This window comes from Luteibacter aegosomatis (assembly GCF_023078455.1).
GTDB lineage: Bacteria > Pseudomonadota > Gammaproteobacteria > Xanthomonadales > Rhodanobacteraceae > Luteibacter > Luteibacter aegosomatis.
Genome location: NZ_CP095740.1, coordinates 3,616,026 through 3,638,854 on the forward strand (window position 1 = coordinate 3,616,026; position 22,829 = coordinate 3,638,854).

Annotated in this window: 17 protein-coding genes; 11 read left to right on the forward strand and 6 right to left on the reverse strand. The window is 66.2% G+C overall.

The annotated features are described in order from the left end of the window. The first annotated feature begins 18 nt into the window (after positions 1 to 18). Both L2Y94_RS16300 and dnaE read left to right on the forward strand, forming a co-directional pair. Positions 19 to 588: an NUDIX hydrolase gene (locus tag L2Y94_RS16300; RefSeq protein ID WP_247369183.1), complete on the forward strand. Its 570-nt coding sequence runs from the start codon at positions 19 to 21 to the stop codon at positions 586 to 588. A gap of 202 nt (positions 589 to 790) precedes the next feature. Then, positions 791 to 4,333, forward strand: a complete 3,543-nt coding sequence (gene dnaE / locus L2Y94_RS16305; protein ID WP_247369186.1) for a DNA polymerase III subunit alpha — start codon at positions 791 to 793, stop codon at positions 4,331 to 4,333. 7 nt (positions 4,334 to 4,340) lie between these two features. On the opposite strand, the gene L2Y94_RS16310 is transcribed toward dnaE, so the two are convergent. Continuing rightward, complete coding sequence (locus L2Y94_RS16310) at positions 4,341 to 5,039, reverse strand: hypothetical protein (RefSeq protein WP_247369188.1); 699 nt, start codon at positions 5,037 to 5,039, stop codon at positions 4,341 to 4,343. Between the two features lie 17 nt (positions 5,040 to 5,056). After that, positions 5,057 to 5,758 (reverse strand): hypothetical protein, encoded by a 702-nt coding sequence (locus L2Y94_RS16315; protein WP_247369191.1) that lies wholly within the window; start codon positions 5,756 to 5,758, stop codon positions 5,057 to 5,059. Positions 5,759 to 5,981: 223 nt separating this feature from the next. On the opposite strand from L2Y94_RS16315, the gene L2Y94_RS16320 reads away from it, so the two are divergent. The 3 genes from L2Y94_RS16320 (at position 5,982) to tilS (ending at position 9,140) form a co-directional block, all read left to right on the forward strand. Continuing rightward, positions 5,982 to 6,938: an acetyl-CoA carboxylase carboxyltransferase subunit alpha gene (locus tag L2Y94_RS16320; RefSeq protein ID WP_144909528.1), complete on the forward strand. Its 957-nt coding sequence runs from the start codon at positions 5,982 to 5,984 to the stop codon at positions 6,936 to 6,938. A gap of 175 nt (positions 6,939 to 7,113) precedes the next feature. Next, positions 7,114 to 7,857, forward strand: a complete 744-nt coding sequence (locus L2Y94_RS16325) for an NYN domain-containing protein (protein WP_247369194.1) — start codon at positions 7,114 to 7,116, stop codon at positions 7,855 to 7,857. Then, positions 7,854 to 9,140, forward strand: a complete 1,287-nt coding sequence (gene tilS / locus L2Y94_RS16330; RefSeq protein ID WP_247369196.1) for a tRNA lysidine(34) synthetase TilS — start codon at positions 7,854 to 7,856, stop codon at positions 9,138 to 9,140. Before L2Y94_RS16325 ends, tilS begins: the two co-directional genes overlap by 4 nt. Positions 9,141 to 9,277: 137 nt before the next feature. Here the strand turns inward: tilS and L2Y94_RS16335 are convergent, their stop codons facing one another. After that, on the reverse strand, positions 9,278 to 9,718 hold the full coding sequence (locus L2Y94_RS16335) for a cupin domain-containing protein (RefSeq protein ID WP_247369199.1): 441 nt from the start codon (positions 9,716 to 9,718) through the stop codon (positions 9,278 to 9,280). Positions 9,719 to 9,742: 24 nt separating this feature from the next. Between L2Y94_RS16335 and L2Y94_RS21285 the strand changes: the two genes are divergently transcribed. From L2Y94_RS21285 to ispA, 3 genes are read left to right on the forward strand one after another with little or no spacing between them, the layout of a single operon-like run. Beyond that, complete coding sequence (locus L2Y94_RS21285; protein ID WP_256452142.1) at positions 9,743 to 9,874, forward strand: hypothetical protein; 132 nt, start codon at positions 9,743 to 9,745, stop codon at positions 9,872 to 9,874. Between the two features lie 14 nt (positions 9,875 to 9,888). Further along, on the forward strand, positions 9,889 to 10,152 hold the full coding sequence (locus L2Y94_RS16340) for an exodeoxyribonuclease VII small subunit (protein ID WP_144909518.1): 264 nt from the start codon (positions 9,889 to 9,891) through the stop codon (positions 10,150 to 10,152). Beyond that, entirely contained in the window at positions 10,130 to 11,035 is a 906-nt protein-coding gene (gene ispA / locus L2Y94_RS16345; RefSeq protein ID WP_247369202.1) for a (2E,6E)-farnesyl diphosphate synthase, read from the forward strand. Before L2Y94_RS16340 ends, ispA begins: the two co-directional genes overlap by 23 nt. Before the next feature lie 99 nt (positions 11,036 to 11,134). Here ispA and L2Y94_RS16350 read toward each other — a convergent pair whose 3' ends face one another. Together L2Y94_RS16350 and pmbA are read right to left on the reverse strand one after the other, a co-directional pair. Beyond that, a complete protein-coding gene (locus L2Y94_RS16350) occupies positions 11,135 to 11,536 on the reverse strand; it encodes a DUF4870 domain-containing protein (RefSeq protein ID WP_247369222.1) in 402 nt (133 codons plus the stop codon). A 73-nt stretch (positions 11,537 to 11,609) separates the two neighbouring features. Then, complete coding sequence (gene pmbA / locus L2Y94_RS16355; protein ID WP_247369224.1) at positions 11,610 to 12,959, reverse strand: metalloprotease PmbA; 1,350 nt, start codon at positions 12,957 to 12,959, stop codon at positions 11,610 to 11,612. A gap of 119 nt (positions 12,960 to 13,078) precedes the next feature. Between pmbA and L2Y94_RS16360 the strand changes: the two genes are divergently transcribed. The 3 genes from L2Y94_RS16360 to L2Y94_RS16370 all read left to right on the forward strand — a co-directional run bounded on the left by L2Y94_RS16360 (position 13,079) and on the right by L2Y94_RS16370 (position 15,480). Then, positions 13,079 to 13,330, forward strand: a complete 252-nt coding sequence (locus tag L2Y94_RS16360) for a DUF1653 domain-containing protein (protein ID WP_144909512.1) — start codon at positions 13,079 to 13,081, stop codon at positions 13,328 to 13,330. Next, positions 13,327 to 13,860 (forward strand): ribosome biogenesis factor YjgA, encoded by a 534-nt coding sequence (yjgA, locus tag L2Y94_RS16365; RefSeq protein WP_247369244.1) that lies wholly within the window; start codon positions 13,327 to 13,329, stop codon positions 13,858 to 13,860. Before L2Y94_RS16360 ends, yjgA begins: the two co-directional genes overlap by 4 nt. Positions 13,861 to 14,151: 291 nt before the next feature. After that, the gene (locus L2Y94_RS16370; protein WP_247369247.1) at positions 14,152 to 15,480 is read left to right on the forward strand and encodes an epoxide hydrolase family protein; all 1,329 of its coding nucleotides are present in this window, start codon (positions 14,152 to 14,154) and stop codon (positions 15,478 to 15,480) included. Positions 15,481 to 15,633: 153 nt separating this feature from the next. Here the strand turns inward: L2Y94_RS16370 and L2Y94_RS16375 are convergent, their stop codons facing one another. After that, on the reverse strand, positions 15,634 to 22,797 hold the full coding sequence (locus tag L2Y94_RS16375; protein ID WP_247369250.1) for a beta-1,3-glucanase family protein: 7,164 nt from the start codon (positions 22,795 to 22,797) through the stop codon (positions 15,634 to 15,636). Positions 22,798 to 22,829 lie beyond the last annotated feature (32 nt).

A 22,829-nucleotide genomic window follows, 5' to 3' on the forward strand; every position in this document is an offset into this window, starting at 1 on the left:
CGACAAGGAATCCCGCCCATGCCCCACGCTTCCACGATCCCCGACGACGCCCACCTCGACGAACAGACCCTGCACCAGGGCAAGTGGCTTACCCTGAAGCAGCGCGGACGCTGGGAATACGTGGAGCGCAACACCACCGGCGGCGCGGTGATCATCCTGGCGGTCACCCCGGACGACAAGGTGCTTTTCGTCGAGCAGTACCGCGTCTCGATCCTGAAGAACACCATCGAGATGCCCGCCGGGCTCGTCGGCGACCTCGCCGATGCGGCGGACGAGGACGTGCTGGTGGCCGCCCGGCGCGAACTGGAAGAGGAGACGGGCTACGCCTGCGACGATATCCGGTTCGTCCACGAAGGCCCGTCGTCGGCCGGCATGAGCACCGAGATGATCGCGTTCGCCCGTGCGACGGGACTGCGCAGGGTCGGCGCCGGCGGTGGCGACGAGACCGAAAACATCATCGTGCACGAGGTACCGCGTGCCGACGCCGGTCGCTGGCTGTTCGAACGGGCGGCGGAGGGGTTTTCGATCGATCCGAAGCTGTTCGCCGGGCTGTGGTTCATCGAGCATCCGGAGGCGCACGAGCGCTGAAGGGAAACCGGCCACCTCGCCCTGGGCTCCTGCTTTCGCATGAGCGACGAGACAGGGAAGGCCCTCGCTCCCGCGAAAGCGGGAGTCCGGCTCCGGTCCTCATCGCATCCGGCGCGTCGAACCGGCTTTTCGCCCCTGTCAATTCTTGCCCCGGCACCCCCTGCCGGTTAGCCTTTCCGATGGCCTAACCAGGCACCGCCGCATGTCCGTCCGCTTCGCCCATCTCCACCTGCACAGCGAATACTCGCTGGTCGACTCCACCATCCGCATCAAGCAATTGATCGCGGCGTGTTCGCGTGCCGGCATGCCGGCGGTGGCGCTCACCGACGACAGCAACCTGTTCGGCCTGGTGAAGTTCTACAAGCAATGCACGGCGGCGGGCATCAAGCCCATCGGCGGCTGCGACATCTGGGTATCGAGCCCCGACGATCCGCGCCCCTGGCGGCTCACCCTGATCTGCCAGAACCGCGACGGTTACCTCAACCTCTCACGGCTGGTGTCGCGGGCGTGGCGCGAAGGCCAGGGCAGCGGACGGCCGCTGGTGGACGCCACCTGGATGACGCCGGACGCCATGCACGGCCTGATCGCCATCGCCGGTCGCGAAAGCGAAGTGGCCCGCGTGGCGCTGGGTGCCGGCGTGGTCGCCGCGGGCGCCCGCCTGGCCACGCTGCGACGACTGTTCCCCGAACGCCTCTACCTCGAACTCACGCGCACGAACCGCGAAAACGAAGAACACTGGATCCGCGCCGCGCTGGCACTGGCCGGCGAGCACGAACTGCCCGTCATCGCCAGCAACGACGTGCGCTTCCTCGAACGCGAGGGTTTCGAATCGCACGAAGCGCGCACGTGCATCAACCAGGGCCGCGTGCTCGCCGATCCCAAGCGTCCGCGCGAATACAGCGAAGAACAGTTCTTCAAGTCGGCCGAGGACATGGCCGAGCTGTTCGCCGATATTCCCGAGGCACTGGAAAACACCGTCGAACTGGCCCGGCGCTGCAACCTCGAACTCACCTTCGGCACGTATTACCTGCCGAACTTCCCCGTGCCCGAGGGCCATACCCTCGACACCTTCATCCGCGAGCAGGCGCAGAACGGCCTGGAAGAACGCCTCGCCACCAACCCGCTCGCGCCGGGCAAAACCCGCGAGGAATACCAGGCGCGCCTCGACCGCGAGGTCGACGTCATCATCCGCATGGGCTTCCCCGGCTACTTCCTGATCGTGGCCGACTTCATCAACTGGGGTAAGCAGAACGGCATCCCGGTGGGCCCGGGACGCGGTTCGGGCGCGGGCTCGCTGGTGGCGTGGGTGCTCAAGATCACCGACCTCGACCCGCTGAAGTTCGACCTGCTGTTCGAGCGATTCCTCAATCCCGAACGCGTGTCGATGCCCGACTTCGACATCGACTTCTGCATGGATCGCCGCGACGAGGTGATCGACTACGTATCGCGCAAGTACGGTCGCGACCACGTCAGCCAGATCATCACCTACGGTTCGATGGCCGCGAAGGCCGTGCTTCGCGACTCCGGTCGCGTGCTCGGCATGGGTTACGGCCAGGTCGATCGCCTCGCCAAGCTGATTCCGGCTCGCCCGCTAGACCTCACGCTCTCCTGCGCGCTGGGCCGTTCGGAGAAGGCGAAGAAGGAGCCCGAGCGCATCGTCCGAGAATTCTGCGACATCTACGAAAACGAGGAAGAATCGCGCACGCTGATCGACCTCGCGCTCAGCCTCGAAGGCCTCACCCGCAACGCCGGCAAGCACGCCGGCGGCGTGGTGATCGCGCCCACGCCGCTCACCGACTTCGCCCCGCTCTATTGCGAACCCAGCGGCGAAGGCGTGGTCACGCAATACGACAAGGACGATGTCGAGGCGGTGGGCCTGGTGAAGTTCGACTTCCTCGGCCTGCGCACGCTCACGATCATCGACTGGGCCGTGAAGGCGATCAACAAGCGCCGCGCCGTCGAAGGCGTGGAGCCGCTGAACATCGACACGCTACCGCTGGACGATCCGAAGGTCTACGACCTGCTCAAGAAGGCGCAGACCGTCGCCGTCTTCCAGCTCGAATCGCGCGGCATGCAGGGCATGCTCAAGGACGCCCAGGCCGACCGCTTCGAGGACATCATCGCGCTGGTGGCATTGTATCGCCCCGGTCCCATGGACCTCATCCCCAGCTTCTGCGCGCGAAAGCACGGCAAGGAAACGGTGGAATACCCCGATCCGCGCGTCGAGCCCATCCTGAAAGAGACCTACGGCATCATGGTCTACCAGGAGCAGGTGATGCAGATGGCGCAGATCGTGGGTGGCTACACCCTCGGCGGCGCAGACCTGCTTCGCCGTGCCATGGGCAAGAAAAAAGCCGAGGAGATGGTGAAGCACCGCGCGACCTTCCGCGAAGGTGCCGCGAAGGACGGCATCGACGGCGACAAGGCCGATGCCATCTTCGACCTCATGGAGAAGTTCGCCGGCTACGGCTTCAACAAGTCGCACGCCGCCGCCTACGCGCTGGTCTCCTACCAGACCGCCTGGCTGAAGGCGCATTATCCCGCCGAGTTCATGGCCGCGACCATTTCCTCGGACATGGACAACACCGAGAAGGTGGTCACCTTCCTCGACGAGACGCGCGCCATCGGCATCAAGGTGCTGCCGCCCGACGTCAACGCCTCCGAATGGATGTTCGAGGCGGTGGAACCGCGCGTGGTGCGTTACGGCCTGGGCGCCATCAAGGGCGTGGGCCAGGGCATCTGCGAGGAAATCGCCGCCGAGCGCAAGGCCCGCGGCCCGTTCCGCGGGCTGGTCGATTTCTGCCAGCGCATCGGCTCGAACAAGCTCAACAAGCGCGTGATGGAAGCCCTGGTGCAGTCCGGCGCACTCGATGCACTGGGCGAAAACCGCGCCACGCTGCTGATGCACATTCCCGAAGCGATGCGCGCCGCCGACCAGGAAGCCAAGAACCGTGCTTCCGGCCAGGTGGACATCTTCGGCAGCGCCTTCGGCGCGGCCGAGGCGCCGAGCATCATCGAGCTATCCGGCTCGGTGCCCGAATGGCCGCTCGAGCAGTTGCTGCAGGGTGAGCACGATACGCTCGGCCATTACCTGTCCGGCCATCCCACCGATCCGTGGCAGGCCGAACTGGCGCAGTTGTCGAGCTGCCCCATCGGCGAAATTCCCCAGCGTTACCAGCCGCCGAAGCCGCGTCGCAACGACGACGAGGAAGGCAGCCGCTTCCGCCGCGGCCCCGAGACGCCCTGGACCGTTGCCGGCATGGTGGTGGGCATGCGCAAGCGCGGCGACAGCGACGCCTTCGTGCAGATCGAGGATGCCACGGGCCTGCTCGAGACCAGCTTCTTCCGCGAAGTGTTCACCGAGGCCGCGCCGCTACTCACGCGCGGCAACATGATCGTGATCGAAGGCGGCCTGCGCATCGACGACTTCGCCGGCGGCTACCAGTTGCGCGCGCGCAAGGCGTATTCGCTGTCCGACGCGATGGAGCACTTTACCCGCCTGCTCACGCTGCGCCTCAACGGCGTGGGCCCCGATTTCCCGCAGCACCTCAAGCAGGCGCTGATGGGTTATCGCGGCGGCCGCACCACGTTGATGCTGTCCGGCTACCGCAACGCCGTGGCACAGGCCAGCATGGAACTGGGCGACGCCTGGCGCGTACGCGCCCTGCCCGACCTCGTGCGCACCCTTCGCGCCCTGCCGGGCGTACTCGGCACCGAACTGCGCCTCGTACGCCCGGCGGATTGAGACGGTTTCAGCCGTCGTCCCGCGACAGTTCGGCAGGCAACCGATTTGTCGCGCTGCGCACGAGAACCACGTCGTCCACGATCACCGGAACCGAGCCTGCCCCGGCCCGGATGGCGACGCCGATACGACTGGCCCGGGTACCGGCAGGTACACGCAATGTCGCCACGAGTTCATCGCCGGGGCCATCGACGGTGGTCGTCTGCGCTTCCTCGACCACGTCGTGTTCGGGCCATCCGTCAGGAAGACGCAACTGGATGGCCACCCTGGCCTGCCCGCCGGTCGAAGCGATATGTACGTGCACGATGAAGTACGAGTCGTACGGGCGGTCCGGTGTCAACGGCATCCATTGGTACACGTGATCGCTCGGCCGCCAGAGGGTGAGGCGCAAGTCTTGGGCGGGCCGTTCGAGATACGTGGCGGCACCTCGTGAGGCGTATATCCAGGGTTGCAGGTGCGCGCGCACGGAGTGCACGCCGCCGAAAAAACCGGCGAAACTGGAGGTGCCGTGGTAATAGCCGTCGCTGTCGCCGCCGCTGAAATCACCGTTGGGAAGATCGACCCGGCATGTGCGGTAGAGGTCGACGTTCGCGCAGGAAGGCAGCTCGTGCAGCAACGAATGGCCTGATATCGATCCGGACGCACGGGACATCGACGCGGACGCGGCCAGCCAGGCGACGATGGCCGTGCCGATCGTTTTTCCGTTCATGGTTATTCGCCCTCCCGTCACCATGCCGGAACCAGTTCAGGCAGCGCATCTCCCACGGGCGTGCGCACGACGAATACGTCGTCCACCACCACCCCGCTGCTGTCGCCCAGCGCGGCGATCGCGAAACCGATGCGTTCGGCCGTCGAATCGGCCGGCACCGTGAGGGAGGTCACCAGTTCGCGGCGCGGTAGGCCCAGCGACCGGGAGTAGCTTTCCGCGGTGGCCTGGATGCCGTCTTCGCCGTATTCGGGCACGGCCACATGAATGGCCGCCTTGGCCGTACCGCCCGTCGATCCGATGTGGGCGTGGAACGTGAACACCGTATCCACGTCACGACCCGGGGTCAGCTTCATCCACTGGAACACGCGATCGCGCGGGGACGTGAGGAGCAATTGCGTCGAAAGCGCCGACTTGTCCAGGTGCGTACCGTCGACTTCCGTCAGGTAGGTCCACGGCTTGAGGTGGGCACGCATCGGATGGGTCCGGGGCACCAGTTGCCCCCAGCTGAAGGTGCCGTGGTAGAAGGCGTCGCCCGCCGGGCCGCTGAAGTCGCCGTTGGGCAGGTCGAGGCGGCAGCGCTCCCGCAAGGAGACATCGGCGCAATCGGGAAGCGCGTCCAGCGCCGCATGACCGGGTACAGAGGTGGCCAGGGCCGAGGGTGCGTGGGCGAGGCCGAGGCAAACGGCCAGGACGGCCGCAGCGTGCGTTTTCATATCCATGGAGGTGTTCTCGTTCGATCCGTGAGATGGCGGCAGACCGCCGCCGACACGCATTCAAGCAGATCCGCCCGCGCGCGAGGGCACCGCCCACGCATGGCGAGACGACCGCCTACACCAAGCCAATTCAAATACTTACGAGAGCAACCCGATCCGTACGCCCGCGCACACCCACGAAGGGGCTCCACCGCTATAATGAACGGTCTTGTCCGGATGCTCCGTATTCATGAATCCCAACTTCCTCGATTTCGAACAACCCATTGCCGAACTGGAAGCGAAGATCGAAGAACTCCGCCACGCCAGCAGCGGGCAGGCGTTCAACATCGACGAGGAAGTGGGCCGCCTCCGTGAAAAGCTCAAGCTGAAGACCGCCGAGATCTTCCGCAACCTCACGCCGTGGCAGATCAGCCAGCTCTCGCGCCACCCGGCGCGTCCGTACACGCTCGACTATATCCAGGGCATGTGCGAGGAGTTCCACGAGCTCAAGGGCGATCGGATGTTCGCCGACGACCAGGCCATCGTGGGCGGCCTCGCCCGCATCAATGGCCGTTCGATCATGATCGTGGGCCACCAGAAGGGCCGCGACACCAAGTCGAAGGTCAAGCGCAACTTCGGCATGCCGCGTCCCGAGGGGTATCGCAAGGCGCTGCGCCTGTTCAAGACGGCCGAGCGCTTCGGCATTCCCGTATTCACCTTCATCGATACCGCGGGCGCCTGGCCGGGCATCAACGCCGAGGAGCGCGGCCAGTCCGAGGCCATCGCGCGCAACCTGCTCGAAATGGCCGAACTGCGCGTGCCGGTGATCTGCACGGTGACCGGCGAAGGCGGCTCGGGCGGTGCCCTGGCCATCGGCGTGGGCGATCGCACGCTCATGCTGCAGTACTCCACCTATTCGGTCATCACGCCCGAGGGCTGCGCGTCCATCCTGTGGAAGAGCGCCGACAAGGCGAAGGACGCCGCCGAGGTCATGGGCCTCACGGCCACGCGCCTGCTCGAGAACGGCCTCATCGACAAGATCGTCCGCGAACCGCTGGGCGGCGCCCACCGCAATCCGCAATCGATGGCCGTGCGCCTGAAGGCCGTGCTGCTCAACCAGCTCGACGCGCTGGAGGCCCAGCCCATCGACACCCTGCTCGAAAACCGCTACCACCGCCTGCGCGGGTACGGGGCGTTCACCGAGTAACCACCCATGAGGTTGGCCACGGCTTGACGCTCCGTCGCATTCGCTGACAGGGTCCGCTCCCACCCTCCGGTAGCTGGCTTATCTACCCAAGAGTGGGAGCGGGCCCTGTCCGCGAATAAAATGGCGTCGACGCTGCTCGGGTACCATCGACGCATTCCCAAGGGTGGAGTACGCCATGGCCAACGACGTCACCGACAAGCTCGCCGTGCTGATCGACGCCGACAACGCGCGACCCGCCATCGTGGACGGACTGCTCGCCGAAGTGGCGAAGTACGGCACGGCGCACGTCAAGCGCATCTACGGCGACTGGACCGGGCCCAACCTCAACGGCTGGAAGAGTGCGCTGCTCGATCATTCCATCCAGCCTATTCAGCAGTTCGCCTATACGTCGGGCAAGAACGCCACCGATTCGTCCATGATCATCGATGCCATGGACTTGCTCTATTCGGAGCGCTTCGATGCGTTCTGCATCGTATCCAGCGACAGCGACTTCACCCGACTCGCCTCACGCATTCGGGAAGCCGGATTGATCGTATACGGATTCGGCGAACAGAAAACGCCGAAGGCTTTCGTCCGGGCGTGCGACAAGTTCATCTACACCGAGGTGCTCATCCATGCGTCGAGCGGCGAGAACGACGCTCCTCCCGCGCCCCGCTCAACGAACGAATTGCGCAGCGACACCCGGTTGATGAATCTTCTGCGCAATGCGATCTCCGCGGCATCGGACGAAAGCGGGTGGGCCTTGCTGAGTCGGATCGGCGGCATTCTCAGCAAGCAAGAGCCAGACTTCGATTCCCGCAATTACGGCCATCCAAAGCTCAGTGGGCTCATCCAGCACATTGGCTTGTTTGAGATGGAAGAGCGTGAATCGGGCAATGCCAGGCACCTCTACGTACGCCTGCGCGGCAAGGGCAAATGAGCCGCACGCTGTCCGAACACCTCATCGCCGCCTTCGACGGCGAGGCCGATGCGCCCCTCGTGGTGGCCTACAGCGGCGGTCCGGATTCCACCGCCCTGCTCCACGCCATCGCCACGCTCCCGCGCCGCCCGTCGCTGCGTGCCGTGCACGTGGATCACGGCCTCCATGCCGAGAGCGGTCTGTGGGCGATGCATTGCCGCCGCTTCTGCGAATCGCTCGACGTGCCGCTCGAGGTGGTGCGCGTGAGCGTCGACCTGAGTCGCGGCGAAGGCATGGAGGCCGCCGCGCGCCGTGCCCGGCGGGCCGCGTTCGTGGCCCAACTCAGGCCGGGCGAACGCTTGTTGCTCGCCCATCACCGCGACGACCAGGTGGAGACCGTCCTGCTCAAGCTGCTGCGCGGTGCCGGGCCGGAAGGCCTCGGCGGCATGCGCGAGCGGCGTCCGCTGGGGGCGGGCGAGCAATGGCGCCCGCTGCTCGATCTGCCGCGTGAGGCGCTGGCCGCCCACGTGGCGCGGCACGCCCTCGACACCGTGCATGACCCCTCCAACGACGATCCGCGCGTGGCGCGGGCGTTCCTGCGCGCCAGCGTGATGCCCGCGCTGGCCGAACTCTGGCCGCAGGCGTCGCGAAGCATCGTGCACAGCGCACGGCTGTGCCGCGAGGCCGCGGACACGCTGCGCGAGGCCTGGATGCCCGCGCTCGCCGAGTTGAAGGCGCGGGACGGCAGCCTCGACGCCGCCGGCTGGCTCCTGCTTCCCGAGGCGTTGCGATGGCCGGTACTCGACCAATGGCTGCACGAGGCGGGCCTGCAGGCACCCACCGGCGCCCAGCGCGACGCATTGGAACGGCAGGTGCGCGAAGCCGGCGCCGACCGCCTGCCGCAGATCGGATGGCTCGATACCGAAGTGCGCCTGTGGCGGGGGCGGCTCTGGGCCTTGCCCCGGCTAGCGCCGTTCGCGGCGGGCTGGGAAACCCGGTGGCATGGCGAGCCGATCGATCTGCCGGGGGGTGGCACCCTGTCGTTGGGCGACGGCCGCCTGGGCCATCCGCTGTTGGTGCGCTATCGCCGTGGTGGCGAGACCCTGCGGCCCGCGGGCGACCGCCATACGCGCGAGCTGCGCGACCTGTTCCAGCGTGGCGGCGTGCCGCCGTGGGGGCGACCGCGCGTGCCCATTGTGACCGGCGAAGACGGCCGGATCCTGGCCGTCGGCGATCGGTGGCTGAGCGAGGAGGCCGTGGGGATGTTCGAGGCGGTCGGGGGGGGGCTTCGTTGGACGCGCTAGGCGTCTCACCGAGCTAGCCAGCGTGTCGCGAATCCTTCGCCGATACGATCGGCTCCCACCCCTTCGGTAGCAAGGCTGCGGGAATCGGCCTACCGAAGGGGTGGGAGCCGATCGTATCGGCGAACTCTACGGAGCGATCAATATTCGGGCTTCTCGCCCTTCTCCGGGACGAACGTCGGCGTGCCCTTTACCCCCGAATAGGTGATCACCAGCACCGCCGGCTCGTCGCCGGTGACGCCGCGATGCACCTGCCCCACCTCCTCCGCGAACGCCTCGCCCGCGTGGAAGGTCTGCTTCTTTCCCGACGCCTTGTCTTCCACGGTAATCGACCCGGAGAGCACGTAGGCCGCGTTCGGGTTCGGATGGGTATGCCAGGGCAACGCCGTGTGCGCGGGGATGGTCATCTTCAGCAGGGTCAGCTCGGGACGGCCGCCCGGATACGACGTGTAGGGAACGCCGTTCCAGGACGACTCGGTCTTGACCAGGGTGTCGGCTTTCGCCGACGAGGTCTGCTGGGCGTGGGCGGAGGCGGCAACGACGGCCAGCGCCAGCGCCGCCAGGGTGGTCTTCGAATTCATCGGGATTCGGTCCGGTGGCAAGTCATGCGCAAGCATAGCCACCCCGGCCGTGGCGGCGGCATGACGGCGCTCGCACATCCGCACGATATTCCTTTCGCATTCAAGTATATGGGCCTCGCCCAGCCGTCCGGGAGATTGATCGAAAACGCCATGTGAGCTAGTTTGCGCGCATGCCGAAGTCCTCCGACACTCCCGTACCCGCGTCGTCCATCGCCGAGTTCGAGCACTCGCTCGACGAGCTCGAACAACTGGTCACGCGCATGGAGGGTGGGGAACTCAGCCTCGACGAGTCGCTGAAGTCGTTCGAGCGCGGCATCGGCCTCTATCGCCATTGCCAGACGGCGTTGGAGCAGGCCGAGTTGCGCGTGCGCCTGCTGCTCGACCCCGAATCCCCCGATAGCGCAGCCCCCTTTGATTCCTCCCGCACCGACTGACCTGCCGGCCCATCTCAAGGCGCTGGCCGGCCGTGCCGATGACGCGCTCGCGCGCGCACTGCCCGGCGAGAACGATCCCCCCGTCGAACTGCACCGTGCCATGCGCTACGCCGTGCTCGGCGGCGGCAAGCGCATACGCCCCTTGCTGGTCTACGCGGCGGGCCACGCCTTGGGCATCGACGATGCACGCCTGGATGCGCCGGCCTGCGCCGTGGAGATCATCCACGCCTATTCCCTCGTCCACGACGACCTGCCCGCGATGGACGACGACGCCTTGCGGCGCGGGCGCCCCACCTGCCACATCGTGTTCGGCGAGGCCATGGCCATCCTGGCGGGCGATGCCCTGCAAGCGCTGGCCTTCGAAATCCTGGCGCACGACGAAGCGGGTATCGATGCCCATGCGCGCATCGCGATGCTGCGTGCGCTGGGTGCCGCCTGCGGCGCGGAAGGCATGGCCGGCGGACAGGCCTTCGACCTTTCCGCGGTGGGCAAGCGCCTGACGCTGGGCGAACTGGAGCGGATGCACGCCTATAAGACCGGCGCGCTGATCCGCGCGTCGGTCAAGCTGGGTGCACTGGCGGCGGGATGCCGGGACGACGACCTCCTGGACCGGCTCGACCGCTACGGCCACGCCGTGGGGCTGGCCTTCCAGGTACGCGACGACATCCTCGACATCGAGGGCGAGTCGTCGGTGATCGGCAAGACGGCGGGCAAGGATGCCGCGGCGGACAAACCGACCTTTCCGTCGATCATCGGGCTGGAGGCGTCGCGGGCGCGTCTGGCCGATTTGGTCGACGATGCGCTCGATGCCATCGCGCCGTTGGGTGAGCGAGGGGAATGGCTCGCCGAGCTGGCGCGGTATTCGGCAACGCGCGGGCACTAGAACCCATCGCGGACAGGGTCCGCTCCCACCCCTCCGGTAGTAAGTCTGCTACCGAAAGGTGGGAGCGGACCCTGTCCGCGATTCGAGCGAAGCGACGCCTCAGCTCACCAGGCGTAGCGCGAACGGATATCGATAGCTCCCGTCCGAACTCACCCTCACCGCCGCGATGATGCAGAAGATGAGGTTGGCCAACCAAAGCAGCGGCGTGAGGAACGCGCCGATGAGGATGAAGGTGAGGATCCAGCAGATCACGTAACCGATGAGCACGGTGAGCTGGAAGTTGAGGGCCTCCTTGGCTTCGGTGACCAGGTAGGCCTTGTCCGAACGGTCTTTATGGATGAGCCAGACGATCAGCGGCACGATCACGCTGAAGATGATGCCCGACAGGTGCGTGAGCATGGCCAGGTTCTTGTCGTCGGTGTTCGAGACGGGAGGAACCGGCTCGTAAGGCGGCGGCGAGGGCGGCGGCGGAGGCGGGAACGAATCGGACGGCGTACTCATCTGGGCACTGCTCCGTGGGCGATGTCGGGCCTACTGTCCGATTCGCCCACGGCGCCTGTCAACCCGCCGAAGGTCACTCCCCGGCGATGGTCATCTTCTCGACGAGCCAGGAACCGGTCAGCACGTGGGACCGGTGGTCGACATCGCTGCCCACCGCCACCAGGTTGGCGTACATGTCGCGCAGGTTCGCCGCGATGGTGATCTCTTCCACCGGGTAGGCGATCCGGCCGTTTTCGACCCAGAAGCCCGAGGCGCCGCGCGAGTAGTCGCCGGTGACGATGGACACGCCCTGCCCCATCACCTCGGTGACGAGCAGTCCGGTGCCGAGCCTGGCCAGCATGTCGGCGAAGTCGCCGCCGTTGGCCTTCACGTAGAGATTGTGGATACCGCCCGCGTTGCCGGTGCTGGTAAGGCCCAGCTTGCGTGCCGAATAGCTGCCCAGCACGTAGCGCTCGAGCACGCCGTCGACCACCAGCGGCGACTCGACGGTGGCGACGCCCTCGGCGTCGAACACCGACGAACCCATGCCGCGCGGCACCAGGGGCTTTTCGTCGATGCGGAACCAGGAGGGCAGGATCTGCTTGCCCGCATGGTCGACCAGGAAGCTCGAACGCCGATACAGCGACCCGCCGCTCACCGCGCCGAGCAGGTGGCCGAGCAGCGAGCGGGACACGTCCGGCGAAAACAGCACCGGCGCCTGGCGCGTACCGAGGCGGCGGGCACCGAGGCGCGACAGCGTGCGCTCGGCCGCCTTGCGGCCCAGTTCGCCGGCGTCCATGAATTCACGGGCATCGCGCACCGTGTCGTACCAATAGTCGCGCTGCATGCCCTCGTCGTCGCCGGCGATCAGCGCCACGGACAGCGAGTGGCGGGTGCCGCGCTCGCGACCGACGAAGCCGTGCGAGTTGGCATACACCGAGAGGCTCTGGCCGGCGTTCACGCTGGCGCCGTCGGAGTTGGTGATGCCCACCATGGCGCGGCCGGCGTCCTCGATGTCGCGGCCCAGCGCGATGGCCCGATCCACGTCGAGATCCCACGGATGCCACAGGTCGAGGTCGGGGAAGACGGTGGCCATGCGATCCGGGTCGGCGAGGCCGGCGGCCGGGTCTTCCTCGGTGAACCGGGCGATCGCGCAGGCCTGATCGATGGTGGCCTGGATGGAGTCGGGATTGAGGTCGGCGGTGCTGGCCGAACCCTTGCGCTGGCCGAAATAGACCGTGAGCGAGAAACCGCGGTCGCGGGTGTGCTCGACGGTCTCCACCTCGGCCAGGCGCACGTTCACGTTCAGGCCCACGTCGATGCTGGCCGAGACTTCCGCCTGGCTGGCTCCGGCCGCCCTGGCACGGCGGATGGTGTCCTCGGCCAGTTCGGCGAGACGGTCGAGGTCCTGGTGGCTGCTATCGAGGGTGGAAACGTGGCTCACGTGGGCTTCCCGGGGGCTCAGGGTTACAATATCGGGTCACAAGGCGACCTGCCCCATTCAGATGGGGGCGCGCCGCCCGATCAAAAGCAATGCACCGCCCATGGTGCCATGGAATCCATATGAGCATCCGTGTCGGCTACTACCGCCACTACAAAGGCATGCCTTATCGCGTGCTGGGAATCGCCCACGACGGCGATACCCTCGAAGAACTGGTGGCCTACAAGCCGCTTTATGGCGGACACGGGCTGTCCGTGAGGCCGCTGAGCAAGTTCACCGACATGGTCGAGCGCGACGGCCGACTGCAGCCTCGCTTCGCCTTCGAGCGCGAGGCCGAAGACGTCCTCACGCCCTTCATGGAGCAGATATCGTGAAGCCGTTCGACCAAGCCCCTCGCGACGACGACGAAGAAGACTTCGGCCCGAGCCGCAGCGAGTTGCGCCGCAACGCGCTGGACATGCTGAAGCTGGCCAACCAGCTCGTCGAGTTGCCGCCCACCCGCATCCCCAAGCTCGGCCTGCCCGAAGACATCGTCGACGAGATCGGCCGCACGCGAAAGGTCACCTCGCATATCGCGCGCAAGCGGCAGATGGCGTATCTCGCCAAGCAGATGCGTCGGCACGGCGACGAGGCGTTCGTGAACGCGCGTGCCGCCCTGGGCGAGGATCGCGATCGCCAGCGCCAGGAAGCCGCGCACATGCATCGCCTGGAGGCGGCGCGCGAGAAGCTGCTGGAAGGAGGCGACGTGGCGCTGGGCGAGCTGTTCGACAAGCATCCGGACCTGGATCGCCAGCACCTTCGCTCGCTGGTGCGCCAGGCCCGCGCGGAGCGCGAGGCGAACAAACCGTTGCACGCGTTCCGGGAGATCTACCGGATCCTCAAGGAACTCGAAGCGGGCGAGTGACGGTCGCGACGACCGATCGTCCGGCCTTAGGCACCGGCCTGCGCCGGTGCGTCGGATAGCAAGGACACGGCAAGGAAGATAGCGAGGCGCAGCGAACCGTCGCACCGGCGCAGGCCGGTGCCTACGGCGAACCATCCGGTTCTCGCGAAAAACGGCGCGTTTGTATCCGTCCGTATCCTGACGCCGCTGGATACAAAACGTTTCATACCCGCAAAAAGCCGACACATCGTCACCCAACGCGGTTCCTAGACTGTGCCTCCACACAGTCCCGAACCCCGATGGAGAACGACCATGTCATCCGCCTACGCCCCGCCCTCTTCCCGTGCGTCCATCGCCCGGCGCGCCCTCGCCATCGCGCTCGGCTTCGCCCTGCTGGGCCCCGCCGTCCATGTCCAGGCAGCCGACGCCGTCGCGGAAACGACCACGACCACGAAAGTCGACGAAAGCATCCGGCCTTTCCACGTCCACGTACCCCAGGAACAGCTCGACGACCTGCGCCGCCGCATCGCCGACACCCGCTGGCCGGACAAGGAAACCGTCAACGACGAGTCGCAGGGCATCCAGTTGGCACGCGTCCAGGAACTGGTGAAGTACTGGGGCACCGGTTACGACTGGCGCAAGGCGGAAGCCCGGCTCAACGCCCTGCCCCAGTTCGTGACGACCATCGACGGCGTGGACATCCAGTTCATCCACGTGCGCTCGCGCAACCCGCACGCCCTGCCCGTGCTCCTGACGCACGGCTGGCCCGGCTCGACGTTCGAGTTTCTCAAGACCATCGGCCCGCTCACCGATCCGACCGCGTACGGCGGCCGCGCGGAAGATGCCTTCGACGTGATCATCCCCTCCATCCCCGGCTACGGTTTCTCCGGCAAGCCCACCGACCTGGGCTGGGGCCCGGAGCGTACCGCCAGGGCCTGGGATGTGCTGATGAAGCGATTGGGCTACGCGCACTACGTGTCGCAAGGCGGTGACCACGGCTCGGTCATTTCCGACGCGCTCGCACGACAGGCGCCTAAGGGCCTGCTCGCCATCCACCTCAACATGCCGGCCACGATTCCCGGCGATCTCGTCAAGCCGATCAATGCCGGCGATCCGGCCCCGGCCAGCCTGAAACCCGACGAACGCGCCGCCTACCAGTCGCTGAGCACGTTCTTCGGCCGCAACGCCGCTTACGGCGCCCTGATGGTCACTCGCCCGCAGACCATCGGTTACTCGCTGGCGGATTCCCCGGCGGGACTCGCCGCATGGATGTACGAGAAGTTCGCCCAGTGGAGCGACAGCGACGGCGTGCCGGAACGCGTTCTGTCGCGCGACGAGATGCTCGACGACATCACCCTGTACTGGCTGACCAACACCGGTGCGTCGTCGTCGCGGTTCTACTGGGAAAACAACAACAATAACTTCAGCGCCGTGGCGCAGAAGACGCACGACATCAAGGTTCCCGTCGCGATCAGCGTCTTTCCGAAGGAAATCTATCGCGCGCCGAAGAGTTGGAGCGAGCAGGCGTACCCCAGTCTGTATTACTACCACCAGGTGACCAAGGGCGGACATTTCGCCGCCTGGGAACAGCCGCAAGCGTTCGCCGAGGAGTTGCGCGCGGCGTTCAGGTCGGTGCGCTGAGCGACGACTGCATCGCGATAGCCGAACTCAAGGCACTGGGTTCGAACCGTCTCTCACACGGCTTTCGCGAAAGCGGTCGCACGGCTCCCATGACAAAGAAAAAGGGCGGTGGATATCTCCACCGCCCTTTTCGTTTTCACCTCACGGCATCGCTTACCAGCCGATACCGATGTCCATGTGCTCCGGCTGCGGATCGGCGAGCAGCGACTCCTGGTCGTTGACGTCGTCGTACGCGAAGCCGTAGGCCTTCTGATCCACGCCATGGACATGCCAGAAGCGCGAGTAGTAGTTGGCCGGGGCCTGCTGGTAGTACGCGGACGGGTCCTTCCACTTCGTGGTGTCTTCCATCACGTGGCGATTGAACGCCGCGCAGATCTGCGCCTCGAGCTGGCTTTCGAAGCCCCACGGGTCGTGGCCGCTGGCGAGGGCGTCCTTGCACTCGAACACGGCCTGCGTGGTGGGCTTGGACACGTTGAAGGCCATGCCTTCCGGCTCGTCGCCGTTGTGACCGTCGGCCCAGTTGGTGTGGTGGAACACCAGCGTGCCGTCGACCACGGTGCCTTCGAACACCTGGTTGCCGATGTTCATCGTCAGGGTGTGGTCCGTGTAATGGCTCCATACCTGGTCGATGTAGGCATCGAAGTAATGCGCCTGCGGCTTGCCGCTGTCGAACGCGTCCTTGCCCGGAGCGAGGATGCGAATGGCATTCGTATCCGCGATCTGGAACTCGGCAGGCACTTCCTGGTTGTACTCGCTGAAGATCTGCGCGCGCGTCTGGGTGATGCCCGAGTTCGCGTGGCGGGTCTTGTTGCCGCTGTACAGGTCGAGCGACAGCGGGAGCGAGAACTGGTCGACCTGCGTCGTGTTGACGAAGATCGCGTCCTTGTTCCAGGTGTACTCCATCCAGTCGTAGGTCACGCCCAGGTTCGGGTCGGTACCGTTGAGCGGGTTGGGACCGGCGATGCCGATCGTGCCGTCGGCGGCCTCGAGCACCTTCATGTACATCGGCTCACCGACGGACACGTAGATGCGACCCGAGTCCATCATCGGCAGCTTGGCCAGCTTGGCCTGGGCGAGCGTGAAGAAGTAGTTCGGGTAGTTCTGGCCGTTCTTGGTCAGGTGGTTCGACGCGTCGTTGTCTTCCACCTTCATCGCGGTGAGCGTGCCGTCCGGCTTGACCCACGAGAACACTTTCTGCCCCGTCGCATCCGTCTTCGACGGATCGCGGCCGAGCACGGCGATGAAGATCTGGTCGTCACGCCACTTTCCGTTGGTGGCATTGCGCAACGTCGTGCCGATGAAGCCCGGATACACGTCGTAGTCGAAGCCGGTCGTCGGATCGTTGGTGGACGGATCCGAGGGCTGGCTGCCCGAGCTGCCGTCACCACCCGAACCGTAGACTTCGAACGACCACAGCGAGTAGCCGTACTGGGTGCTGCGGTGCCCGCCATGCATGCGCACGTAACGCGCCTGCTTGTCCGGGAACGTCAGCGTTTCCACGCCGCCTTCGCTGCCCGCCTTCGAGAACGCGGTCTGCCAGTTGCTGCCGTCGACCGACACCTCGATCAGGTAATCGGTCGCATGCGCGTTCTCCCAGCTCAGCACGACCTTGTTCACGGTCTTGACCGAACCGAGGTCGACGCGGATCCACTGGTCGTCCGTGAAGCCCGACGACCAGCGCGTGCCGGCGTCGCCGTCGTTGGCGTTGGCCGCCTTGAAGGCCACCGGGTTCTCTTCGTCCGAAGCGAGCACCGGACGGTTCAGGGCAAGGTCGCCGTTGGACGAGCCCGCATCGGAACCGCTGGAGCCGCCGTCCGTCGGCTGCTGCTGCACCGGCTGCACGGCGAGGGTCGCCGCGTTGCTGGTCACGCTGTTGCCGTTGGCATCGGAGACCACGACGTCGTAGCTGCCGGCGTCGGCCAGCTTGGCGGCGAAGCTCAGGGTGCCCTGGGTGGCGTTGGCGATGGCGGTGCCGTCGTGGCGCCACTGGAAGCCGACGTTACCGGCGGCCTGCGTACCCACCGTGAAGGTGGCCGTCTGACCTTCGGTGAGGCTCTGCGACTGCGGCTGGCCCACGATCTGGATCGCCGGGGCGTACACCTCGAACTCGAACATCGAGTTGCCGTAGTCCGTGTTGCGCGCTTCGCTGTTCATGCGTACGTAACGCTTGGTCACCGCGGTGAACGTCTGCATCTCCACGCCGCCGTGGCCTTCGATCGGGCCCGCGACGGTCGTCCAGGCCTTGCCGTCGTCGGAAACGTCGATCGTGTACCTGGCCGAGGACGCGTTTTCCCAACGCTCGATCACGTGGTCGAAGGTCTTCGGCGTGCCGAAGTCCACGGCCAGGTCGGCGGGGTCCACCTTCGGGGTGGACGACCAGCGGCTGTTCATGTCGCCGTCGATGGCGGCCGAGGCACTCAGGTCGCCACGTTCGAAGCCGACGGACGAGAACGCCGTGGCACCCTTGGTGATCGTCTTGCCACCCTTGCCGTCGGTACCCGGCTGGCTGCCGCCGGTCTGGTCGCCACCGGTGTTGCCACCGTTGTTACCGTTGCCCGGCTGCTGCGGAGCGGCCCCGCCGAAGTCCGGATCGAACCCGGTGTTGGAATTGTCCACGTTCAGCACGACGTTCCGGCTGGCCGTGAGCAGGCCCTTGGCACTGATCACGTTGACCCGGATGACGGTGCCGTTCTGCGCCGCCGTGAGGGCCTTCGTGTGGTAGCTGCCGTCGGGCGTGCTTTCCAGCGAGTTCAGCACGTCCTGGCCGTTGGCGTCCGTGGTGACCGCGTACCAGTCGTAGGTGAGCGGACCGTCACCCGTCGCCGCGACGTCGAAGTGGGCGGAGCGGCCCACGCCAGCGGTCTGGCTGGTGGGTTGGCCGGTGATGGTCGGCGCCTTGACTTCCGCGCCGCGCACGCACAGCACGTTGCCCGGGAAGTTGTCGAGCACCTGGTGCGATACCGTGCCGTCGGAGTTCACGATGAAGGCGAACGTCGGGTCGGTCGGATCGTTACCCGCCGTCCACGTTCTCCACGCACCGGGGAACGCCGAGGTCGAGTTGTTGGTGCCGGCGATGGCCAGCGCCTCGTCGATCGACGGCAGGCGGGCGTTGACGGCCGAGCAGGCCTTGATGGCCTCCAGCTGCGTGAACTGCGCGCCCTGGTCGGCGAAACCGCGCTGGAACTGATCCCATACCAGGCCGCTGACGTTATCCGTCACCAGCTTGTTGGCCGTGTCGACCGAGTAGCGGTCGGCGGCGGTGCAGCAGCTGGGCGTGTTGTACACCTGGAACTCGTACAGCGAATAGCCGTAATCCGTATGGCGCTTCTTGCCGAGCATGCGGACATAACGACCCTTCACCGGCGTGTCGAAGGTGCGATCGTCGGTGCCGCCGCTGCCGTCGGTGACGTGCAACGCGTCCTTGAAGCTCGCGTCGTCGAGCGAGTCCGAATACTGGATGATGTATTCGTCGGCGTAGGCGTTTTCCCACTTCAGCACGACACGGTTGAAGGTACGCGACGAACCGAGGTCGACGGTCATCGACTCGTCGTCTTCATGCGCCGAACCCCAACGGGTGGTGTCGTCGCCGTCCACGGCGTGCCACGCCGCGAGACCGACGTTGTCCTCCAGTGCGGTCGAGGTCGTGCCCTTCTGCAAGGCCAGGTTGGCACCCGGGGGAGCCAGGGTCAGCTGCGCGGACACCGGCGCCGCGGTCCCGGCGATGTTGCTCACCTCGACCGAGTAGGTACCGACGTCACCCTGACGCACCGCCTGGATGGTCAGCGTGGGGCTGTCGCCGCCGACGGGCACGCCGTCGTGCGACCACTTGTAGTGGAACGGCGAGCTGCCGGCCACGAGGTTGGTCGCGTCGAACGTCGCCGGCTGGCCCGGATTCGCGCGAACGCTGGCCAGCGTGTTGCTGACGACCGGCGGACGGGCGGCGTTCACCGTGAGGGTCACGGCCACCGACGGCGCGCTGCTCTGCTGGTTGCTGACGACGACGGAATACTGCGCGCCGTTGTCGCCCGTCGAGAGCACCGGGGTGTCGTAGGTCGGGCCGTTGGCGCCGGCGATGGCGTCCGATCCCTTCATCCACTGGTACTTGATCGTGGGCGAGCCCGAGGCCACCACGGCGAAATGAGCCGTCTGGCCCGCGTCGACGTTGGCCGCGACCGGCTGCGTCGTCACGTGCACGGGTGCGAAGGGAACCACGCTCAGCACGGCCGGCTGCGATTCGGGCGAGGCATCCTCGCCGTGCACGACCACCGTGTACGTCGAGTTGTTGTCGCCCAGCGTCAGTGCCGGGGTGTCGTAGGTCGGACCGGTCGCGCCGGCGATCTCCACGCCGTTCTTCTTCCACGTGTACGTCACCGCGTGGGCGCTGGAGGCCACCACCGTGAAGTGGGCGTGGTCGCCGGTGCTGAGGTTCTGGCTGGTCGGATTGGCGATGATCTGCGTACCCGAGGGTGCCGCGGCGGCGGGGATCGGTGCGATGTTGAACGACACCACGCCCGGCTTCAGGCCGGCCGAGGTAGCGCTTACCGTCACCGTGCCCGGGGTGAACTTCGAACGCAGCGCGATCTTCTGCAAACCGCCCTCGAACTTCAGTTCGTGCGAACCCGGCGAATGGTAGTAGTGGTTCGGTTCCGGCATCGGGCCGTTGCGGTCGGTGACGACCACGCCCTGCCAGTCGACGAGCTGCTGCGTGCCGCCATTGAACGTCACCAGCGATTCGCCGCTGTCGACGTTGAAGGTGACCAGCTGCGACGCGTCGGGCACGCGCACGCCGTTCGCGTCCACGACCTTGGCGACGATGAACGTCGCGTCCGAACCGTTCGCGGTCACCTGGAACACCGAACCGTCCGGCTTGACGATCGGATCGGCCGTGTTGACCACCGTCAGTTCGATGTGGTCGGCCGCACCGGCGGTCTTCAGCGTATCGGAGACGTCGGCGCCGTTCTTCTGCACCACGAGGCCGTCGGTGCCGATGCACTGCGCCACCGCCGAACCCGACTGCCACGTGACGTTCCAGTGCACCTGGCCCGGCAACTTCGTGGTGGCCTGCGCCGTGGCGACGCCCTGGATGTGGCCGGTGTCTTCGCTGACCGGACCGTTCAAGGCGGCGAATGCCGCGTCGTCGATCGAATCCCACGAATTGGGCGTCTGATCGGTGCCCTGCTGCACGCCGTTGACGAGCAGTCGCACGGCCGGGCAGTTGCTGAACGCGCTGACCGTGATGTTGCCGGAGCGGTTCCAGGTGTTGGCCAGCTTCACCATCGGCTTGACTTCGAACGGCGTCCACACCGATTCGTAGATGTAGTAAAGCATGCGCGGGAAGCGGTTCGCGTCGGCCATCGACGCGTTGTTGCCACGGGCGTTATGGGTGAAATCCTTCACCTGCTTGCCGTCCTCGTGGAACGTCGGGTTGCCCTTGTCGTCGTGATGGAAGACCCAGTGGTCGTCTTCCGTACCGTCGACCAGTTCGATGACTTCACCCGGGGTATCGGCGAAATACCACTGCGCCATGCCGAAGGTACCCACCTTGCGGGCCTGCGACCACGGCGTGAGGTAGTTCAGCGCGAACGCGAGTTCGGTATCGTAGCCTTCGCGCTTGCCGCCCGGGCCCCAGTACTCCGCGCCCCACGCGGGCTTGTTCGGAGCGTCGACCTGGTGCAGGTGCGTTTCGCACCCGGCCTTGGAGCAGCTCAGGATGTCGCCGTTCGCCGCCTTGGGCGTACGATCGGCGATGGCGCGCGGGGCGATGTTGTCCCAATCCCTCGAGTTCTGCCCCAGTTCCTGCGCGAACTGCGTATCCATCGTGCCGTTGTTGATTTCCCAGGCCAGGATCGACGGGTGGCTGCGATCACGGATCACGGTGTCGCGCTGGACCTCGCGCTTGATCGTCCACATGTCCTTGCAGGCCTGGTCGCCGGCGGCGCAAACGTTGCCGAAACCGCCTTCGCCGTCGCCGCTGGGCTGCACGAGGAACACGCCCAGCGCGTCGGCGCCGGCCACGAACTCGGGACTGGGCAGCGAATGGCCCACGCGCCAGAGGTTGCCGCCCATGGCGGCCATGTCCTTCAGGTCGCGCCATTGCTGCTCTTCGGGCACGGACGAACCCAGGCCCGGGTAGTCGTAGCGGCTGGAGCCGCCGTAGACGTATTGCTTCTTGCCGTTGACGTAGAGGAAGTCCTTATCCCAGGTCAGCATGCGGATGCCGAGGGTGTCCTGCTTCGCGTCCACCACCACGCCGTTGATGCTGACGGTATGGAACACGCGATAGAGGTACGGCTTGCCGTCCGTGCTGTTGTTCGGATACCAAAGCGTCGGGTTGTTCACCGTCAGCGTCTCGTCGAACACCGGCGTCTGGTCGCCGGGAATCGCGTGCGGGGCCAGCGTCCTGTCCTGCTGGTCGCGCGCGACTTCGTTGCCGTTGGCATCGACGATCTGCGTGACGAGCGTGACCGTCTGCGGCGTGTCGGTCTCGTTGACCACGTTGGTCTGCACTTCGACGGTAGCGGTCTTGTGATCCGCGCTCAGCGACTTCGTGCCGACGTACGTACCCCAGGTGTTCTGGCCGGCGTACACGTTCTCCGGGATGTGCACGAGGTTGGTCACGTGCAGATAGGCCGGACGGAAGATGCCCGCCTCGGACTGGCCGAAGCGGAACGAGCCGGAAAAACCCGGGTCTTCGAAGAAGCCGCCACCGCTGCGGCTGACCTTCACCGCGATCACGTCGGTACCGTCATACCGCAGGAACGGAGTGAGGTCGACGATGTGCGGAAGGAAGCCGATGACGTGGGTGGCCTGCGCATCGGGCTGGCCGGGCTGGTTCAACACGCCGGTACCGGGAATGAACTGGCCGTTGACGTACACGCGGTCGCCCGTGTGCGCGCCTTCGAGCTCGAGCATCACCTTCTTGCCCTTCATCGACGCGGAGTCGGTCAGGCGGTTGCGATACCAGCTGGTTTCGCCGTCCAGGCTGCCCTGGCCACCGCCGGACTCCTGGTTGATGAAGGTAGTGAAGTCGTTGGCTGCGTGCGGGAGACCGACGGTCAGCCACTTGCTGTCGTCGTAATTCACGCTCGCGCCATCGTCCCCGTTGGGAAGCTGGGCGTACACCACGGGATCGTTCGGGTTGACGATGGCCTGCTTGGTGTATTTCCAGGGCCGGGCGCCGATATTGATGTCCTGGCGGTCCGACGGCGCGAGGGTCACGGCCTGCGCCGAGATCGCCACGCCCATCAGGGCCAGGGCGGCGACGGAAACGAGTTGTTTCCGCCGCGTCCTGCTTGGGGGTGATGCGGGATGCTTCATTGGGTTTTCCCCTGGTTGAAGTCGATATCGGA